This window comes from Halodesulfovibrio sp. MK-HDV (assembly GCF_009914765.1).
GTDB lineage: Bacteria > Desulfobacterota > Desulfovibrionia > Desulfovibrionales > Desulfovibrionaceae > Halodesulfovibrio.
Genome location: NZ_WYDS01000017.1, coordinates 47,227 through 64,386, shown reverse-complemented (window position 1 = coordinate 64,386; position 17,160 = coordinate 47,227). Strand labels below are relative to the sequence as shown.

The 17,160-nt window shown below is 44.8% G+C and carries 13 protein-coding genes; 3 read left to right on the top strand and 10 right to left on the bottom strand.

The genetic code is table 11. The features are described from left to right. Positions 1 to 31: 31 nt before the first annotated feature. Entirely contained in the window at positions 32 to 523 is a 492-nt protein-coding gene (locus MKHDV_RS13665; RefSeq protein WP_160716222.1) for a YchJ family protein, read from the top strand. A gap of 534 nt (positions 524 to 1,057) precedes the next feature. Here the strand turns inward: MKHDV_RS13665 and cydB are convergent. The 5 genes from cydB to MKHDV_RS13640 all read right to left on the bottom strand — a co-directional run bounded on the left by cydB (position 1,058) and on the right by MKHDV_RS13640 (position 5,903). After that, positions 1,058 to 2,086: a cytochrome d ubiquinol oxidase subunit II gene (gene cydB / locus MKHDV_RS13660; RefSeq protein ID WP_160716220.1), complete on the bottom strand. Its 1,029-nt coding sequence runs from the start codon at positions 2,084 to 2,086 to the stop codon at positions 1,058 to 1,060. Between the two features lie 43 nt (positions 2,087 to 2,129). After that, on the bottom strand, positions 2,130 to 3,428 hold the full coding sequence (locus MKHDV_RS13655) for a cytochrome ubiquinol oxidase subunit I (protein WP_160716218.1): 1,299 nt from the start codon (positions 3,426 to 3,428) through the stop codon (positions 2,130 to 2,132). A 677-nt stretch (positions 3,429 to 4,105) separates the two neighbouring features. After that, the gene (locus MKHDV_RS13650; RefSeq protein WP_160716216.1) at positions 4,106 to 4,558 is read right to left on the bottom strand and encodes a universal stress protein; all 453 of its coding nucleotides are present in this window, start codon (positions 4,556 to 4,558) and stop codon (positions 4,106 to 4,108) included. Between the two features lie 290 nt (positions 4,559 to 4,848). Beyond that, the gene (locus tag MKHDV_RS13645; protein WP_160716214.1) at positions 4,849 to 5,292 is read right to left on the bottom strand and encodes a universal stress protein; all 444 of its coding nucleotides are present in this window, start codon (positions 5,290 to 5,292) and stop codon (positions 4,849 to 4,851) included. A gap of 164 nt (positions 5,293 to 5,456) precedes the next feature. Beyond that, complete coding sequence (locus tag MKHDV_RS13640) at positions 5,457 to 5,903, bottom strand: YqaA family protein (protein ID WP_160716212.1); 447 nt, start codon at positions 5,901 to 5,903, stop codon at positions 5,457 to 5,459. 58 nt (positions 5,904 to 5,961) lie between these two features. Here MKHDV_RS13640 and MKHDV_RS19100 point away from each other — a divergent pair, with 58 nt between their 5' ends. Beyond that, entirely contained in the window at positions 5,962 to 6,096 is a 135-nt protein-coding gene (locus MKHDV_RS19100; RefSeq protein ID WP_256370012.1) for a hypothetical protein, read from the top strand. Positions 6,097 to 6,501: 405 nt separating this feature from the next. Here MKHDV_RS19100 and MKHDV_RS13635 read toward each other — a convergent pair whose 3' ends face one another. After that, positions 6,502 to 9,492, bottom strand: coding sequence for a PEP/pyruvate-binding domain-containing protein (locus MKHDV_RS13635; RefSeq protein ID WP_160716210.1), 2,991 nt, complete (start codon positions 9,490 to 9,492; stop codon positions 6,502 to 6,504). Between the two features lie 355 nt (positions 9,493 to 9,847). Continuing rightward, the gene (gene gdhA, locus MKHDV_RS13630) at positions 9,848 to 11,194 is read right to left on the bottom strand and encodes an NADP-specific glutamate dehydrogenase (RefSeq protein WP_160716208.1); all 1,347 of its coding nucleotides are present in this window, start codon (positions 11,192 to 11,194) and stop codon (positions 9,848 to 9,850) included. A 259-nt stretch (positions 11,195 to 11,453) separates the two neighbouring features. On the opposite strand from gdhA, the gene MKHDV_RS13625 reads away from it, so the two are divergent. Then, a complete protein-coding gene (locus MKHDV_RS13625) occupies positions 11,454 to 11,873 on the top strand; it encodes a YccF domain-containing protein (RefSeq protein ID WP_160716206.1) in 420 nt (139 codons plus the stop codon). A 268-nt stretch (positions 11,874 to 12,141) separates the two neighbouring features. Here MKHDV_RS13625 and MKHDV_RS13620 read toward each other — a convergent pair whose 3' ends face one another. The 3 genes from MKHDV_RS13620 to MKHDV_RS13610 form a co-directional block, all read right to left on the bottom strand. After that, the gene (locus MKHDV_RS13620) at positions 12,142 to 13,347 is read right to left on the bottom strand and encodes a YibE/F family protein (protein ID WP_160716204.1); all 1,206 of its coding nucleotides are present in this window, start codon (positions 13,345 to 13,347) and stop codon (positions 12,142 to 12,144) included. 135 nt (positions 13,348 to 13,482) lie between these two features. Beyond that, positions 13,483 to 15,075: an alkaline phosphatase gene (locus MKHDV_RS13615; protein ID WP_160716202.1), complete on the bottom strand. Its 1,593-nt coding sequence runs from the start codon at positions 15,073 to 15,075 to the stop codon at positions 13,483 to 13,485. A 652-nt stretch (positions 15,076 to 15,727) separates the two neighbouring features. Continuing rightward, the gene (locus tag MKHDV_RS13610) at positions 15,728 to 16,966 is read right to left on the bottom strand and encodes a M48 family metallopeptidase (protein ID WP_160716200.1); all 1,239 of its coding nucleotides are present in this window, start codon (positions 16,964 to 16,966) and stop codon (positions 15,728 to 15,730) included. Positions 16,967 to 17,160: the final 194 nt, after the last annotated feature.

Sequence of the window (17,160 nt, the reverse complement as noted above, 5' to 3'; positions counted from 1 at the left end):
AAAATTTTAAATAGATATATAGGAAGAAGTCATGTCAAAATGTTCTTGCGGTTCCGACCTTGAGTTTTCTGCGTGTTGTGAGCCTATCATTACCGGTAAAGCACACGCTCCTACTGCGGAAGCACTTATGCGCTCACGTTACACCGCACACGCAATTGGTAGCTACGAATACCTCGGTACTTCTATTCACCCAGATATGCGTGGCGATCTTTCTGTAGAAGAAATTAAAGAATGGTCTGAAAAGATTTCTTGGACAGGTCTTGATATCCTCGGCACCAAAGATGGTGGCGAAAACGATATTACTGGCGAAGTTGAGTTTGTTGCTAACTACAAACTCGGCGGCGTACCACAGGAAATGCACGAGCACAGCTTCTTCCGTAAAGAAGGCGACGACTGGTACTACGTTGAAGGTATGGTTCAGAACCACGACACCTTCCGTCGCGAAGCTCCAAAAGTGGGCCGTAACGACGCTTGCCCTTGTGGTTCTGGCAAAAAATACAAAAAATGTTGTGGTAAGAACTAAGTTTCGTACCTTTCAATGAGATGTCTCCGACGGGTCTTCGACGAGCCTCCGGCGGCTTAAGAACCCTTTTGAAAAAGGGTTTCTTAAGAATCTCCTAAAACTTTTATTATGCGAAGAAAGCCCGTTGAAAAATTTTTCACGCGGCTTAATTCCACTGACTTGAATAGTGAAAAAAGGGCTGTCCTACATAAATAGGACAGCCCTTTTTTAATTACCTACTGCTATCTGGTTAACCCAATTACGCGTAAGTTTATTCTAGGACGAGACATTACGAAAGATAAGGAACCATAAGCCGTGAGGTAACCTTAAAAAAAGAAAGACATCGTAAATAAAAAGTTTGAAAGGCCTTTGTCCGTTAACGAGTCTTCGAGTTCTACGGACGAAGAGAGTGTAACGGGTCTGGGGGAAAACTTTACAAAGTTTTCAGCCCAGCCGCCGGAGGCAAAAACACCCACCCAATCCCCAAAAGCACCAACTAAAAAAAGGCTGCTCTTCATACGAAGAGCAGCCTTTTTAAATGCGTTTTACTCAGTGCTAGTAGGATTCGTCAGAATCAAGCACTTCGTCATCTACAACGTGCATGAGCAGTTTTACAGCCCAGAGTTGGTAGAGAAGAACAAGCGGGATAATCACAGCCACAACGCCGAGCATGATTTGCAGGGTGAGGGTACTGGATGCACCGTTGAATATTGTTACAGATGCTGCCGGATCAAGACTGGAAGGCAGCAGTTTCGGGAACATGCCGATAATACCGAACATGATCACAAAGAAGATGGAGATAGCGTTGCTGATCCATGCGAGGTGATTACGACCACCGGCAAGGAAGATGCGAACCATAAGCAGCGCAGTTACGCCGATTGCAGGAACAACAAGCAACATACCGTTTTTCTGGTAGTTTACGAACAAATCAGTGTAGAAGCCGGTAGCTGCGAGGAATGCAACAGCCAGAGCTACAGTGAACGGCCATAATCTTTTTGCATAAACGATTGCGCGGTCATGAATTTCGCCATCTGATTTCATGGACAGCCACAGTGAGCCGTGCATTGAAAAGTTGATGACAAAGAAGAGACCACCGATGATGCCGTAAACGTTGAGCAGTTTAAGAATGCTGCCGTAGTATACGCCGTCTGCATCGAAAGGAATGCCCTGGAAGATGTTGGCAAAAGCTACACCGAAAAGCAGAGCCGGTACAAAGTTACCGAGGAACTGGAATACGTCCCACATCTTACGCCAACCGTCGGAATCAACTTTACTACGGAACTCAAAACTTGCAGCACGCATGATGAGTGCAAACAGGATAATGAAAAGCGGTGCATAAAGTGCGCTGAACATGATGGCGTATGCTCTTGGGAATGCTGCGAAGGTGATACCACCAGCGGCAATCAGCCATACTTCGTTACCATCCCAGAAAGGTGCCACTGCATTATACAGAACACGCTTTTCACGTTCGCTTTTAGCAAAGAACGGGAAGATGGTTCCGAGTCCAAGATCATAACCGTCTAATACGAAATAGACGGCCCAGAGGACTCCCCATAATAAAAACCAAATAAGTTCAAGAGTCATATAAAAACCTCTCTATTGATTGCGTAGGATTTGTCCTGCCAGTCTATTTAGGGCCTTTAATTGCGTACTTCCTCAGCAGGTAGATATCCAGCACACCAAGGAATGAATAAATGATGGTAAAGGCAATAATAGACCAGACAACCATGGAGGCTTCAATAGGCGAAGCCGCATCTGAGGTTCGAAGCATGCTATATACAATCCAAGGCTGACGACCCATTTCAGTTACAGCCCAACCGAGCATGATACCGATGTATGGAAGCGGAATAAGCCAAGGAAGCACTTTAAGAACAAACGTTTTTTCTTCAATTTTCTTGCGCCAGAAGAACAAGGCAAAACCAAGAATCGGGAAGAAGGAGCCTAAAGCGACCATCAAACGGAAGCTGATGAAGACAGGCAGAACCGGTGGACGATCTTCTTTTGGAATATCGTTCAGGCCGATAACTTCTGCATCCGGATTGTTGTATGCAAGAATAGAAAGTGCATCTGGAATTGGCAGAGCCTGAACAACGTTACCAGTGTTGGTAGAGTTAGGCCAAGTCAGCAGGTACATAGGAACGTTGGTGCCGGTTTCCCAGTGGGATTCCATAGCTGCCAGTTTTGCAGGCTGGTATTCAGCTGCGATTTGTCCCTGATGGTGACCTGCTGCTGCTGTTCCCAAAGAGAAGATGAAGAAGAATACAGAAGCCATTTTGAAAGAGCTTTTGAATAATTCAACTTCGTTTTTACGCGCAAGGTGCCATGCGGAAATACCCATTACGAAGAGACCACCAACCATCCATGAAGAGGTTAAGGTGTGGGCATATATGCCGATTCCGTATTGGTTTGTGATAACAGCAATAAAATCATCAAGCTGCGGTTTGCCGTTAACCAGTTTGTAGCCGATTGGATTCTGCATGAACGCGTTCGCCATGATGATCCAGAAGGCAGACATGTTGGCAGCGAGCGCAACAATCCAAATACACATAAGGTGAACTTTTTTGGATACTTTTTTCCAACCAAAGAACCATACAGCAATAAAAGTAGATTCCAGGAAGAAAGAGGTACTTGCTTCAATCGCGAGCAAAGAGCCAAAAATATCACCCACGTATTCAGAGTAACGTGACCAGTTTGTACCGAACTGGAATTCAAGAGTAATACCTGTAACAACACCAAGGGTGAAGTTGATGATAAACAGTTTACCCCAGAACTTGACCATGCGCTTGTACATCTCATTACCGGTGCGCACATACATGGTTTCCATGATGGCAAGCAGTATAGACAATCCAAGCGTTAACGGTACGAAAATAAAATGAAAGAAAATAGTTACTGCAAACTGAATTCTGGACAGCATTACTACGTCCATACATTAACCCCCTTCGGCTACGTCCTGTCAGAGCAGGTAACGGACGCAAGGTTTCTCAAAAATGTTTAATATTTTTAACAAGACACACACGATTGTCTTGTTAGTCACTCAGTAATGGTAATCAATACTAAAAATGTTGTTTTGGCAACCACAAAAACGCATTTCCGCTAATAAAGAGAACTGATTGTTGCTCCTTTTTAACATCTTCTCATAAAATTGGGTAACGAAAAAAATACGATACGCTTATTTTTGTGTTGAGGTGTAAAATTTAATTATTGTGTGATGACAAAGCTCCGTAAGAGTCCCATTTTGTAAGGGGTTACATCATAGGGGCTGGTATTCTCTAACGAGCGTTATGTGCTGCGCTTATGCTTTTTTTCTGGGGACGTGTGCATAGTTGCCAATTTATGCGTATTGAGTTCCGTATTCGCACGTAAGCTGATTGTGCAAATCTGAGTACAGTATACGTATCGGATAATACTTTTTTCCTCATAATATTAATAGGTAAAAAGGTACATTTGAGCAAAAAGCAATAGAAAAGCCCCTACCTGAATGAGCGGTCAGGAAGGGGCTTTTCATTTTTCGTCTACGAAGCTGCAGAATGAGTCTATTACCCGTCTGTTCGGGTAATATGTCTGTTCTGCTGGCTGAGTTCTAGTGGCAGAAGGGGTAAGCCACTAACCTTTGCATTCAGCCGGATGGATAGTTAGGACAGGAGTATTGGAGTGTTTCACCACCCGGTTTGCAACAGAGCCGAAAAGTACGCGTTCAACACCCTTGCGGCAGTGTGTTCCCATAATGACCATGTCGTAGTCATCAGTATCGGTCATCTCCAGAATCAAATCCTGAGGCTGACCACGGCGTAGTTTGATGGATACATCCATGCTTGCCAACTGGTCTTCGGCAAGTTTTTCAAGTTCATCTAGGGCGCGTTGTTTAGAGTCTGCTTTAAGTTTTTCTACGACGTCATCAGTAAGATAGACATCATAGAAACGATCCAGAGGTGGACGGGCATATAACAGAGTAATTTTTGCATCAAGTTTCTCTGCCATAAGTTTTGCATATTCAACAAAAAAGTCGTTGTCTTCCATTACATCAACAGGAACGAGGATATTTTTGATAGTACGCATAATGACCTCCAAAGGATGTTTAAAAATCGGGGATGAGTTACATATCGATTCGGAAAATACGTCTTGTGTGCATTGTATAGATTATGCCCCGATAGTGTGCATTGTCGGGAGATAACAAGCCGTGTGACGTGATTTCTTTGTCGTTAATAGTAATCAATACCAAAAATGATTCTAATGCAACCAGAAATCTACAAAAAACAAAAATTTCTTATAGTCCTTTGATAGTACAACAATTCCCCTATTGGCAAAGTTTTTTGCCGATAGGGGAATTAATTATTTTAAACAGCTGGTTACAAATCTGGTCTAACCGTAAGAACTGGGATGTCTGACTGTTTTACTACGTGGTTGGCGACAGAGCCGAACATTATTCTATCCATACCTTTGCGGCTATGGGTACCCATTATAATGAGGTCGTAGCCGCCTTCTTTGGCAACACCAAGGACAACGTCCTGTGGATGACCATTGGCAAGGCGTTGTTCTACGTCCATACCTGAAAAATGCTTCTTAACAAATTGTTTCAGTTCACGTATTGCACCCTGTTCTGATTCTTCATGAAATTTTGCGATGGTATCTTGCGGGAGGTATAGTCCAAAATATTGGGTCAATGGCGGTGTGGCATAGACCACAGTTATTTTGGAATTAAGTTTTTCCGCAAAAAGTTTTGCATATGCTGCAATAAATGAACTGTCTTCCATAAGGTCAACAGCAACAAGGATGTGCTTGATTGTCCGCATACCTTCCTCCGGCGCGTAAAATGTATTTAATGACGTGAAAAGGTGTTTGGCTCATTCTAACATAGGGAGCACAGGTGTATAGTCTTTTCATGATCACCTGAGAACATTTTCACGTGTCAGGATGAAAGAATAATGAAGTGAAGAGGGACGATGCGGATTTGTAACTAGATTGCCTGCAGAGTCAGCCATGCGAGCACGGCATAGCGGGAAAATTTTCCCATGAGGGCAAGCAGCAGAAAGAAGGAAAAGCGAACGCGGGCGATGCCGCCGACAAGGCAAAGGGGATCTCCAATGACAGGCAGCCATGATAGAAGCAACGACCACTGTCCCCACTTGGAGTAGTAGCGATGCGCTTTTGCTTGTGAAGCCTCATCCATGCGTAATATTCGATGGATAAGATATGCTCCGCCCCAGATACCTATTGCATAGGTGGTACATGCGCCGAGCGTGTTTCCAGCAGTTGCAACAAGTACAGCTGATGTTGGATCAAAAGCACCGGCTATCATGGCGACAAGCAACCACTCGGAACCGAGAGGAAGTACTGTTGCTGCAAGGAAGCTGAGAAGGAATAGAGCAGGGTATCCCAGCTCTGGAGTGAAAAAATCTATCATGGGTGTGGCACTGTTTCAAAAAGAACGTTGATCGTCAAATTGAACAAGGGTGGATGATATGACCTATAAAACCAAGAGAGGCTCTGTAATCATGACGATTACAGAGCCTCTGCAAGGAAATATTCGTGGAACATTCAGGCTATCTGACATTATTCCCGCCGTTCAAGCGCAATCGCAGCGGGCAGCCAAATAGAAAAAGGAAGTTTAGGTAAACTGGCATCGGATGTGAAATGAGCGTTGGCAGTTACTCACAATTTCACAGTGTTAGAGGATACCACATGTGCTTTTTGATAAGCTACTTTTTATATAGCAACTGTGATGCCAACTTTATCAAAAAGAGCTTATTTTTTATAAAAGGCACAATACCAAGGCCTTGCCGAGGATGAGTTATAATAGTGCACACTCACATAGGTTGCAAAAAAGCATCATTAACAAGTGCTTAGTTTTCATCTATGTTGCAAAAATAAAACACTGAAAGGAAGTCCTTTAATATCAAGGGCTAAAGAGGGTCGCAAGAAATGGTTAAAAGTCGACAGTGTTTCTTTTCTGCAACATTGGGACAAAAAAGTAACAAATACAGTTAGAAAGAAGAGCGCTGCTATATGATCGGAACATCGGGAGCCTGTGATGCTGGTCTCAGCATTGCGCATTCTGCAGTTCTGCCGTCCACTTTAATAGTGATTGGAGACTCAAACCGTATGTGCGTTATAAACTGCCCTTTGTGGTGCACCGGCATGTTTGCCAGCCATTCCCAATGGATAAATTCCTCATTGGAGTTGGTTACCATAACGTAGTTAATGCCCAGTGTTGTGATGCAATGGAAGAAATGTGAGCCCTGAGACGGCTCAACACGTAGGTTCTCCGTAAAGGTTTCCACTATGGCGGATACGCCGGAAATATCGTTCCATGTGACTGGTACACCCAGCCAGCGGTCGGATGTGCCCCAACGACCGGGACCAATAAGGATGTACTTACGTTCTTCGCGAAGCATTTGCTTATTGAATTCTAAAAGTTCTTGCTTAATTTCCATAGTTTTTGCGACATCAAAATCATCTGGATGAATAAAGAGTATGTCATATACATCGTTGCTTTCCGCATTACCCAGCGCATGCTTTGAATAACAGAAGGCAGCAGCAAGTTCTTGTTTGGTTATATTTACTGTTGAGAGCCCAGACAGTGAACTCATTGGGCGTAGTTGCAGCAAGGCAAACTCTGCATTGGTGCCGTCCATGTCCATATTCAAACAAAATTCAAGCTCAACAGGTCCGCCCATTGCCTCTTCAGCCATTTCGAGCAGATCCTTCAGCATTTCTGGAAGCGGGAAGAGTCCGTGATTCAGCACCTGTGCAAAGAGCAGAACTTTAGAACTGCCCGGAATAGAGGCTGTGTCCCGAATAATTCCTTCCTGCGGAAGGTAGCTGCTTGAAAGATACGAAATTGGTCCGTTAGGCTCTGCGTTGTAGATTCTGCGTTGCACAAGAGCGCCCTCTTGTTCTTTTGCCTTAGGCGCAAGGGCAGGATCTCCCATGTAAAGACTGTAGAATGTGCTTTGCGAATTCTTGAGCAGCTCCTGCATATTGGCGGCTTGCGGTTGAACATGAGGACATTTAGGGCAGAATCTGAACACCTGCCCGCCGTCCATGACGGTTTTACCAAGTCCCATAGCAATAGACGCGATTCCGTCGTCTGTTTTCATTCTGCCAAACGGATAGAAGTTTTTAGACTGAGCCACGCCGGAAATTGCCGGATAGAAATAGTCATCAAATCGCCTACCGATAACTTCCTGAATAATTACGCCCATTTTTTCTTCATCAGTACGGAGTTTTACTCTTCGTGAAAAAGATTTCGGCGACTGAAAAAACGTCGATGCATAAACTTTTTTCACGGCTGTTGAAAGCTCTGCGTAACGAACCTCAATGTCTGGATGTGTATTTGTGAGCATAACCGTTGAGTACAAGCCCGCATACGCCTGATACTGAGCATCTTCGAGCAAACTTGACGATCGCACAGCAAGCGGTGTTTCCACTTTCTCTAAGAAAATTCTGAGCTTTCCCTGCAACCAGTCGGGAAGCTTGGCTTTGAGGCAGATTTCTACAACTTCCTCGTCTTTAAAATCTTCATCTGCCAAATATCCAAGATCATTCAGGCGCAAAAAGCTGTCAAATCCTTCAGTGGCAATGCTTAAGACCTTTGGGGGAACAATATCGATGTTTGGGTATTTCTTGTTCAACCAGCTGCTTTGCTCAATAAGGCGGAACATAAACGCAAGACTGCGAGCCTTGCCGCCGATGGAGCCTTCGCCAATTTTTAAGAAATCTGTATGTGGATCAAAATCGTTTTCTTTAAAACTTACAACAATGCCCCGTTGTCGTTGGTGGAGTCTCTGGCGAATTTGATCGATGACGAATGTTCGCATTGTTTCCACGCTGTTTCCGAAGTCCGCCGCTGTAAGAGGACGCATGACACAGGCCAGTTCTGTTTCTGTACGGGCAAAAAACCAACGGGAAAAATCGTTATTCAAGCAGTGTGTAAGAAAAACATCATCCGGAACTTGTTCCAGTTTGAGTTTGAGTTGGTACATCGTGTGGGCACGATCTATTTCCATTCCACTATTGTTGCGGAATATGAAATCGCCGAAGCCAAGATGCTCACTGACGAATCTGTGCAGTTCTGCCAGCAAAAGAGGTGAGTTTTTATCTATAAATTCGCAGGGAATTTCCTGTGCGAACCATTTATTAACTGATTCGCTGCTGGATAGCAGAAGCGGAATATCTTTGCGCTCCTGTTTAATCTGAGACAGCAGCGTAACTCCTGCTGACGGGTCAACCATCCCATTTCGTGGATAACGGACGTCAGAGATAACACCAAGCACGTATTGTTCGTATTTGTGGAAGTACTCCATTGCTTCTTCATATGTTTCAGCAACAAGAATTTTTGGTCGTGCACGCATGACCAGCAGCCTGTGTTCCTGATTAAGCCCTTCCTGAATGACGGATTGTGCTTGCTGAACCAGTGCCCGGTAAAGAATAGGAAGAAAAGATGAAATGTAACTCGGGGAATCTTCCACAAGAATAATATTACGGATGCCCGCTTCCTGTGTGTCCGCTTCGAGGTTCAGTTTGTCTTCTGTCAGTTTGACGATAGCCATTAAAAGCTCTGCATCACCTGTCCAGAAAAAACAGTGATCCAGATTTTTACGCTTGAGGCGTGCGCTCTCTTTAATTTCTCTGTGCGTGAGTACAACAACTGGCAGGTTTGGAACAAATGTATCGATACGTTGTTTCAGATTGATAAGCTCCGGTTCTGCAAGTCCGGACATAAGAATTACCATGTCTACCGGACGTGCTTCCAGAGCTGGTGGAATTTCTTCCGGCGCGGAAATCCACGTAAGACGCGGTGGCGAGCTTAAGTTCAAGCCACGGTATTCGGTCGCAAGGCGTTCAGAAAGATTGCAGTCTTCTTCCATAACCCACGCATCGTACGGAGAAGAAACGAGAAGGATGTGCTTAACTTTCACGCGCATGAGGTCGTGATATACAGTAAATTTATTTTCAGCCGTAATTCTGTGACAGAAATCAGAAAGTGCCATAGTGCCCCGCTCGTTTGTGGGTGATTTGGGATTTTCTGTGAGAAGAACGAACCTCAGGCAGTGCCAGCACGGTATCTATTTGGGCGCTACATGAATAAAGAGTAGTGCCGTGTTATACTGCGCTGCTGCATCGAAAAAGAGGCATCGTCCTTTAATCTGTAGCACCTGCAAGCTCTTAGAGCAATGAATGACAGCAGTGAAAGGGCGTATCGCTTGGTTGAAGAATGAACCTGCTCAGGAGCTGGCGAGTGTAACAGCCTTCGATTGATACAAAAAAAGGGCATACATGAAATCATGTATGCCCATTATGAATCTATATATCACGCGCACATGGCACGGAATTGTCTGTATTATGCTACACAACACCCTGATCGATCATGGCGTCTGCAACTTTGGTAAAGCCGGCAATGTTTGCACCGTTCACGTAGTTACGAGGGGTGCCGTAGTATTCAGCGGTATCCAGACAACGTTTGTGGATGTTTTTCATGATCATACGGAGACGATCATCCACTTCTTCACGGCTCCAGCTAAGGCGCATGGAGTTCTGAGACATTTCAAGACCGGAAACAGATACGCCACCTGCGTTTGCTGCTTTACCCGGGCCGTACATAATTTTTTCTGCAATAAAGAGCTCAATACCTTCAGGCATAGTTGGCATGTTTGCACCTTCAGAAACAACATTAACGCCGTTGGCTACCAGATTAGCAGCATCTGTTGCGTTAATTTCGTTCTGTGTAGCACAAGGGAATGCGCAATCTGCTTTGTGGTCCCAAAGCGGGTTGTAGTCTGCTGTAGGATCAACAGGTACGTACACTGCTTCAGGGTATTCTTCAGCGTATTCGCTTACGCGGCCGAAACGTACGTTTTTGAGTTCTTTGATGAATGCGAGTTTTTCTTTATCCACGCCTTTTTCATCATAAATGTAGCCTGAGGAATCAGAGAAAGTTACAGGAATGCTGCCAAGCTCAATGAGTTTTTCCATTGAGTACTGCGCAACGTTACCGGAACCGGAAACAAGGCTGCGTGTGTCTTTAAGGGTACGACCGTCAACAGCAAGCATTTCAGCCGCAAAGTAAACTGCGCCGTAGCCTGTTGCCTCCGGACGAACAAGGCTTCCGCCCCAGTCCAGACCTTTACCGGTTAATACGCCGGTAAACTCGTTACGGATACGTTTGTACTGGCCAAACATGAAGCCGATTTCGCGAGCGCCTACGCCGATATCACCTGCTGGTACGTCGGTATTAGGGCCTATATGACGGGAGAGCTCTGTCATAAAGCTCTGGCAAAAACGCATGATCTCCATGTTGCTTTTGCCTTTAGGGTCAAAGTCGGAACCACCTTTACCGCCGCCCATAGGAAGGCTAGTAAGTGCGTTTTTAAAAACTTGTTCAAAAGCGAGAAACTTGAGAATGCCGAGGTTTACGGAAGGGTGAAACCGTAAACCGCCCTTGTACGGGCCGATGGCACTGTTCATTTCAATACGGAACCCGCGGTTAACCCGAACGATACTATCATCGTCAACCCAAGGAACACGGAACATAATAACGCGTTCAGGTTCAACAATACGTTCAAGAATATTCGCGCTGCGGTAATGTGGGTTACGATCAAGGACAGGCTTGATAGAATCTACAACTTCAGTCACCGCTTGATGAAATTCACGCTCATTAGGATCTCTGCTTTTAATAAGGTCGAGAATATCCATTGTCGGACTCCTTAGCGCTGCAATAATATGCAGCAAAAAACAAAGTTAAATTCATGTACAGAATAGTGGCGCCATACTGCACTTTTTTTTGTATTGTTGGAATACAAAGGCCAAAAATAGAGTAAACTGGACAAACTTGCTTTTTATCTTGATTCGTATTTAATATAAAAAGTTCCAGTTTTTACTATTAGACAGTGACAAATTTGTGAAACAAGTCGCTCTGTTATAGGGCGGAATCAATAAAAAATAGAGAAATACAATGCTAAAAATTATTATGAACGTCCTCTGGTTGTTTCTTGGAGGAGTGGGAATGGCTTTGGGATGGTTTATTGCCGGACTAATCATGATTATTTCCATTGTCGGCATTCCCTGGGCGCGTTCCTGTTTTGTGATCGGGATGTTTACCTTGTGGCCATTCGGAAAAGACGTTGTGAACAGAGTAGATGTTACCGGTGAGCACGACATTGGAACTGGCTGTTTAGGGCTGATAGGTAACATTATCTGGTTCATTTTCGGCGGCCTCTGGCTTGCACTTGGGCATCTGTTTTTCGCACTGCTCAACTTTATTACCATAATTGGCATTCCGTTCGGCTTCCAGCATCTCAAGCTTGCAGTAATTTGCCTTGCACCTATCGGAAAAACCGTTGTTGATGATCCGAATTCATTGCTTAATCGTTAAAATGATATATTTCAATTTTTTTACGAATGATTGATTATCTGTCATTTTGATTTACAAACAAAAAAGGCCGGAACTAAGTTCCGGCCTTTTCTTATTTATGTATTCCGCGCAGTGGGTGTTTTTTTTGCCTTCGGCGAGTAGGCGGGCTCTGCCCCCTACACCCCCCGTAAGGGGATATCTCCCCTTAACCTCTGTTAAGGGTGGGGATAAGTTTTTATTGAAAGAAAAATTTTTGAGATAATGAAAGAGAAAAGAACCCTAATAGGGGTCAAGGGGACGCGTCCCCTTGTGGGGGTGCAGGGGGTGAAACCCGCCTGCCCGTCGGAGACAACTCGTCGCCTTTGCTAAGTTGTTTTTCTTCTGCATAGACGCTTAGTAGTATGCCAGCGATAATCGCCGTTACTGGTGCGACCATGAGCAGCCCGATGCTTCCTATGAGGATTCTAAAAATTTCTGCCGCGACCAGCTTCATGTTTACTATGCGGGTAAAGCTTGTTCCTTGCGAAACAAACACCATGAGCATGGTCAGGTAGCCGCCGGAGTAGGCAAGTAGCAGTGTTGTTGCCATGGTTCCGATGACCATACGCCCGACGTTGAAACCGGACTGAATGAGGTCGCGCATTTCAATATCTGGACGTTTGATCTTGATTTCGTTCATGGAAACACTGACGTCCATGGCAATATCCATGGCTGCACCGGATGCACCGAGTAGGACGGCTGAATAGAAAATATGCTGTAGATTAAGACCGAAGTTGCCCTGCATAAGTAATGTTTGTGCGAATGGCGCGGTCATGCCGCCGAGATGAAGTTTTTCACCGAAAAAGAGTGTCAGTCCGAGTGTTACGCCAAGTCCGCTCACAGTGCCGAGAAAGGCTGCAATGCCGTGGCGGGTTACTCCTGCAACTGTGAGGATGATGACCATTGAGAGCAGGACTAGAACGCTTAAACTTAGCGGAAGCGGATCTGCACCGTTTAATAGGTTCGGTATGTAGTAGCACCAGAGTAGCCCCAGTGACGCCACGAACGAAAATAGCGCCTTGAGACCGATAAACTGTGAATACAGTACGAGTGCAACAGCAAAGAGGGCAAAGAGGGCAAGTTCCCAGTTCTGGCGGTACTTGTTGATTGCTTTGGCGTAGGTGACTTGCTGGTTGTCTATCTGGATGGCGAGTAAAATTTTGTCACCGGCGGAATATATTTCATCCATATCCAATTGACCATTCAGATGATTGATTGCCGAAACTTGCTCACCCTTCCATTTCCCTTCACCCAACACAACGAGCGCTGTTTGAATCCCTACAGCACCGGCTCCAGCTTGTATTATTTCGCTGTTGTCTACCGAAATAACTGTTCCAGAGAGTTCATGCACGTTGTCGGAGATCTCTGCTTTCATCCAGTTATGACCGGTGAAGAAGAGGAGAAAGGCAATCCCTAAAATGAGTATTGTTTCTACCGCTAGTTTTAGCTTCGACATGGCACCTCTCCAGCATATAAAGTGGAGAGCAGGCGAACCTGCTCTCCATAGATTGACGACAAATCGGTGTCGTACGATGCGCTCTAACGGCTATAGGCGCACTTCACAGACTTGTTTCAACGTGTTTTTTTCAGCTTAGTTTTTACCCGCTACGTTCTCAGTGTGACCGTAAGGGATTTTGGAGTATTTTTCGTTAGGGCCGGAAGTGTAACCAAGCAATGCTTTGGAGGATTCCAGTTTGAAGGAAGAAAGCTCCGCACCGATTGCGTTCGCGATGGTACGAGGAATATCGGTGTTATCTTTGAAACCACCGAAGTTTTCTGCTTGAACGCCAATTGCAGACAACGCGATTACGCTGGATGTATGGACGTATGATGTCCAGCTGATGCGTGCGCGTTCGGAAACGAGGTGCGCAACTGCGATCATAGTTGGAGTGTATGCATAACCGTAAGTGGTCTGCTCTGCTGCGCTGAGTTTCTGGTTGCGGTCTTCGATGTCCATTGCAGACTCAAGTTTTTTGAGTTCGCGTTTGTTCAGATCAGTTAAGCCGCAGTTTTCGCTAACATATTTGAGGTATTCCTGATGGCGTTTTGCAGCCTGCGGGAATTCTTTGACCATTGCAGGGTAAATGTATGCAAGGGTGTCTTCGATGGAAACTTTTACTTTCATGAGTTCGTTCAGCTTGAGGAAGTAGCCTTTAGAGTCAAGGCTGATACCCATAGCCATACCACCAGTTTCGTGGTCAGCAGCAACAATGATCAGAGTTTCTTCAGGATGTTTTTTGTAGAAAGCAAAAGCCTTGGCAATAGCATCATCGAGAGCAAGAGTGTCGTAGATGGTGCCTGAAGCATCGTTACAGTGAGCAGCGTAGTCAATACGGCCGCCTTCAACCATCATGAAGAATGGTTTGTCCTGTGCTTCCAGAACTTCGATACCTTTTTCTGTTAATTCAGAAAGTGAAGGCATTGCGTTTACTTTTTTAGAGCTGTTGCGACGATCGATTTCCATGCCCAGAGCGCTGTATGCGAGAGGTGCGAGCACTTTGTCGCCTTTCTTCGGCTGGTATGCACGGAAGGTGTCGCGTGCTTTGTCACCGATGAAAGTAGTGTAGCCTTTAGCTTTGAATTCAGCGACGAGATCGCGTTTGTCTTTACGTTTTGACTTCAGACCTTCAGCATTGCCTTTAGCAACAAAGTGACGGAAACCGCCACCTGCAAAGTAATCGAAGTTGGTACCGAGCTGGTCGATAGCAATCTCGTTTTCATTACCACGGCTCATGTTGTGAGCAGAAAAAGCTGCAGGAGTAGCGTGGGTGATGCGGGTAGTAGTTGCAATACCAATTGCGTAGCCAGCGTCACGTGCTGCTTCTGCAATGGTTTTAACGCTGGTACCGTCAGGAAGTTTAGAAACTGCACCGTTGGTAGTTTTAAAACCGGTAGCTAAAGCGGTGCCGCCAGCTGCGGAGTCTGTAATCATGGTGTTGTCAGAGTGGGTAGTAATCAGAGCAGAAACAGGGAAAGAGTTCATAACCAGTTTAGCAGCCGGGTTCTGAGTCTCAATCTTGTAGAAATACTGAGCAGACTGGCGCTGCGCAGGTCCCATGCCATCTCCGATGAAATAGAAGACATATTTAGGAGCGGCTGCGAAAACGCTGGAAGCCATAAGCAGGGCGGTTGCAAGCACTACAAAAGTACAAGCTACCTTTTTACTACATCGAAACAAATTCATACATTTCTCCATTACAAGTTACAGTCGTAAACGTGATTGATTTACCTGCCAACATATCAGTGCTTATTTACTGACTCAGAAGCGTGCAGAAGCAGACAATTTGCCACATGCTCACAACTTAGTGCGGGGCGTCAGTAAGTAGACTTGATTTCGGGGACTTGTGATTACGAATTTAATCAAATTTACGTGAACCTAACCTATGCCCCTAGGGGGAAGGTCAATGCAAAATTACAAAAAAAGTAAAAAATAAGTTTTATTTTTAGATAATTACGCGGAAAGCGTTTGTAGTACGTGCTGCTGTATGTTTAGCGCTGTCACTATGAAAAGCATCGGTGGAGTTCCGTGAAGGTGGGATTATGAAAAATGAATGCGTGCTTTGCTTTTTGCGGCGATGAGTAATGCATAAAAAAATATTTGGAAAATAGTGCAGAGAAAGACAATACGTTCTTTTAATTGTTCAAAATAAAACACGATTCTTACAACATGAATTGTGTAGAAATTGTGCAGAAATAAAAAATAGCGGCACGGTTAATTAAACCGTGCCGCTATTTTGCGAGTATTATATGAAAGAGTGAAAGCTATCAGCGGTGTTACTGAAGAATTTGTATGACCGGAGTCTTCTTTCGGGTGTTTTTTATGCCTTGGTAGAGAATTATGTTGCCACTTTTTCCAGTGCGTCAAGTCGTGCAACAACAGGCGGGTGCGAGTAGTGCAGGAATACGTATGCAGGGTGCGGTGTCAGGTTTGAAAGGCTGTTAACAGAAAGTTTAATGAGCGCACCCGACAGTGCAGAAGGATTTCCGGTTGTTCTGGCTGCAAACGCATCAGCTTCAAATTCATACTTACGGGACTGATGCGAAGCAAAAATCGTCATAAGAAGAGAAAGCGGTGTGTAGAGGAAGTTGAAAAGTACCATTCCGACCGCAATCGTCATGTGCTCAACGTGAAATGCTGCATACAGAGGCTCGTACCCAAGCACCAAAGACAGGCAGAAGAATGTAATTCCTGTTGTCACAATACTGGTAAGAAACATACGTTTAATGTGGTTCAGCTTGCAATGGCCGATCTCGTGGGCAAGAACTCCGACGATTTCTTCCGTGCTCATGGATTTTACAAGCGTATCGAACAGCGCAATACGTTTCTGCTTGCCGAACCCTGTGAAGAAGGCGTTTGCTTTGTTGGAGCGCTTGGAACCATCTATTATATAGATGCCGGAAATATTAAATCCGTTTTTTTGTGCAAAATCTTCAATTGCCTGTCGCAAATCTCCGTCTTCCAGCGGAGTAAATTTATTAAACAGCGGCATAATCCAGATTGGCGCAACGTACTGCACCGCAAACATGAATGCTGTGGAGAATCCCCAAGCGATGAGCCAGCCGAATGTGGAAAATGTCTGGAAAAACCAGATAATACCCGCAGCAAGTGGTGCACCGAGAACAACGGCCAGCAGAATGCCTTTAAAACGGTCTGCAATGAAGAGCTTTGGCGTGGTGCGGTTGAATCCGTATTCTTCTTCAATCACAAATGTTTTGTAGATGGAAAACGGAAGTGAAAGAAACATGGAGGCGACAGAGACAATGCCCAGAAATGCTAATCCCTGCACAATTTGTCCAGTAGCAAGGGCTGTTGCCCATTCATTAAAGATATTGAAAATGCCCAGCATCATGCAGAGCACTACGGCGACGACGTTAACAAAACCGGAGATAAACGAAAGTTTCTCGTTTCGGCGAGTGTACGCTTGAGATTTTTCATATTTCTGTGTGTTCACTGCATGTTCAAATGCAGCGGGAATAGGTTGCTCCAGAGACTGTAGGTTCAGCTTGCTCGCCCACGTTTCAAGCCCCCAAGTGCCGATGATGAAAAAAAGAATAAGAATGATCAAAAAGGTCATGGTATTCCCTCAGGATAAATAATGGGAAAACTCCCCGTATGTGTCGGGGCATCCGCACTGTGTATTACATAACAGGTTGTTATGGTCTGTTACAATATTGCTTTGGCGTGCGCCCTATGTCCTATTTATATACGTCATTTGTTTCAGATAGTAAAAAACAGTATGTAATTAGGGTGTTAAATGGTGTTATCATG

What these genes read in the sequence shown, in the direction of transcription:
- MKHDV_RS13645 (WP_160716214.1), bottom strand. Translation starts at nt 5,292, where the DNA reads ATGCGGACAATCAAGCACATCCTTGTTGCTGTTGACCTTATGGAAGAC.
- MKHDV_RS13615 (WP_160716202.1), bottom strand. Translation starts at nt 15,075, where the DNA reads ATGAATTTGTTTCGATGTAGTAAAAAGGTAGCTTGTACTTTTGTAGTG.
- MKHDV_RS13640 (WP_160716212.1), bottom strand. Translation starts at nt 5,903, where the DNA reads ATGATAGATTTTTTCACTCCAGAGCTGGGATACCCTGCTCTATTCCTT.
- MKHDV_RS19100 (WP_256370012.1), top strand. Translation starts at nt 5,962, where the DNA reads ATGACCTATAAAACCAAGAGAGGCTCTGTAATCATGACGATTACAGAG.
- MKHDV_RS13650 (WP_160716216.1), bottom strand. Translation starts at nt 4,558, where the DNA reads ATGCGTACTATCAAAAATATCCTCGTTCCTGTTGATGTAATGGAAGAC.
- MKHDV_RS13665 (WP_160716222.1), top strand. Translation starts at nt 32, where the DNA reads ATGTCAAAATGTTCTTGCGGTTCCGACCTTGAGTTTTCTGCGTGTTGT.
- MKHDV_RS13620 (WP_160716204.1), bottom strand. Translation starts at nt 13,347, where the DNA reads ATGTCGAAGCTAAAACTAGCGGTAGAAACAATACTCATTTTAGGGATT.
- MKHDV_RS13610 (WP_160716200.1), bottom strand. Translation starts at nt 16,966, where the DNA reads ATGACCTTTTTGATCATTCTTATTCTTTTTTTCATCATCGGCACTTGG.
- gdhA (WP_160716208.1), bottom strand. Translation starts at nt 11,194, where the DNA reads ATGGATATTCTCGACCTTATTAAAAGCAGAGATCCTAATGAGCGTGAA.
- MKHDV_RS13625 (WP_160716206.1), top strand. Translation starts at nt 11,454, where the DNA reads ATGCTAAAAATTATTATGAACGTCCTCTGGTTGTTTCTTGGAGGAGTG.
- MKHDV_RS13655 (WP_160716218.1), bottom strand. Translation starts at nt 3,428, where the DNA reads ATGGACGTAGTAATGCTGTCCAGAATTCAGTTTGCAGTAACTATTTTC.
- cydB (WP_160716220.1), bottom strand. Translation starts at nt 2,086, where the DNA reads ATGACTCTTGAACTTATTTGGTTTTTATTATGGGGAGTCCTCTGGGCC.
- MKHDV_RS13635 (WP_160716210.1), bottom strand. Translation starts at nt 9,492, where the DNA reads ATGGCACTTTCTGATTTCTGTCACAGAATTACGGCTGAAAATAAATTT.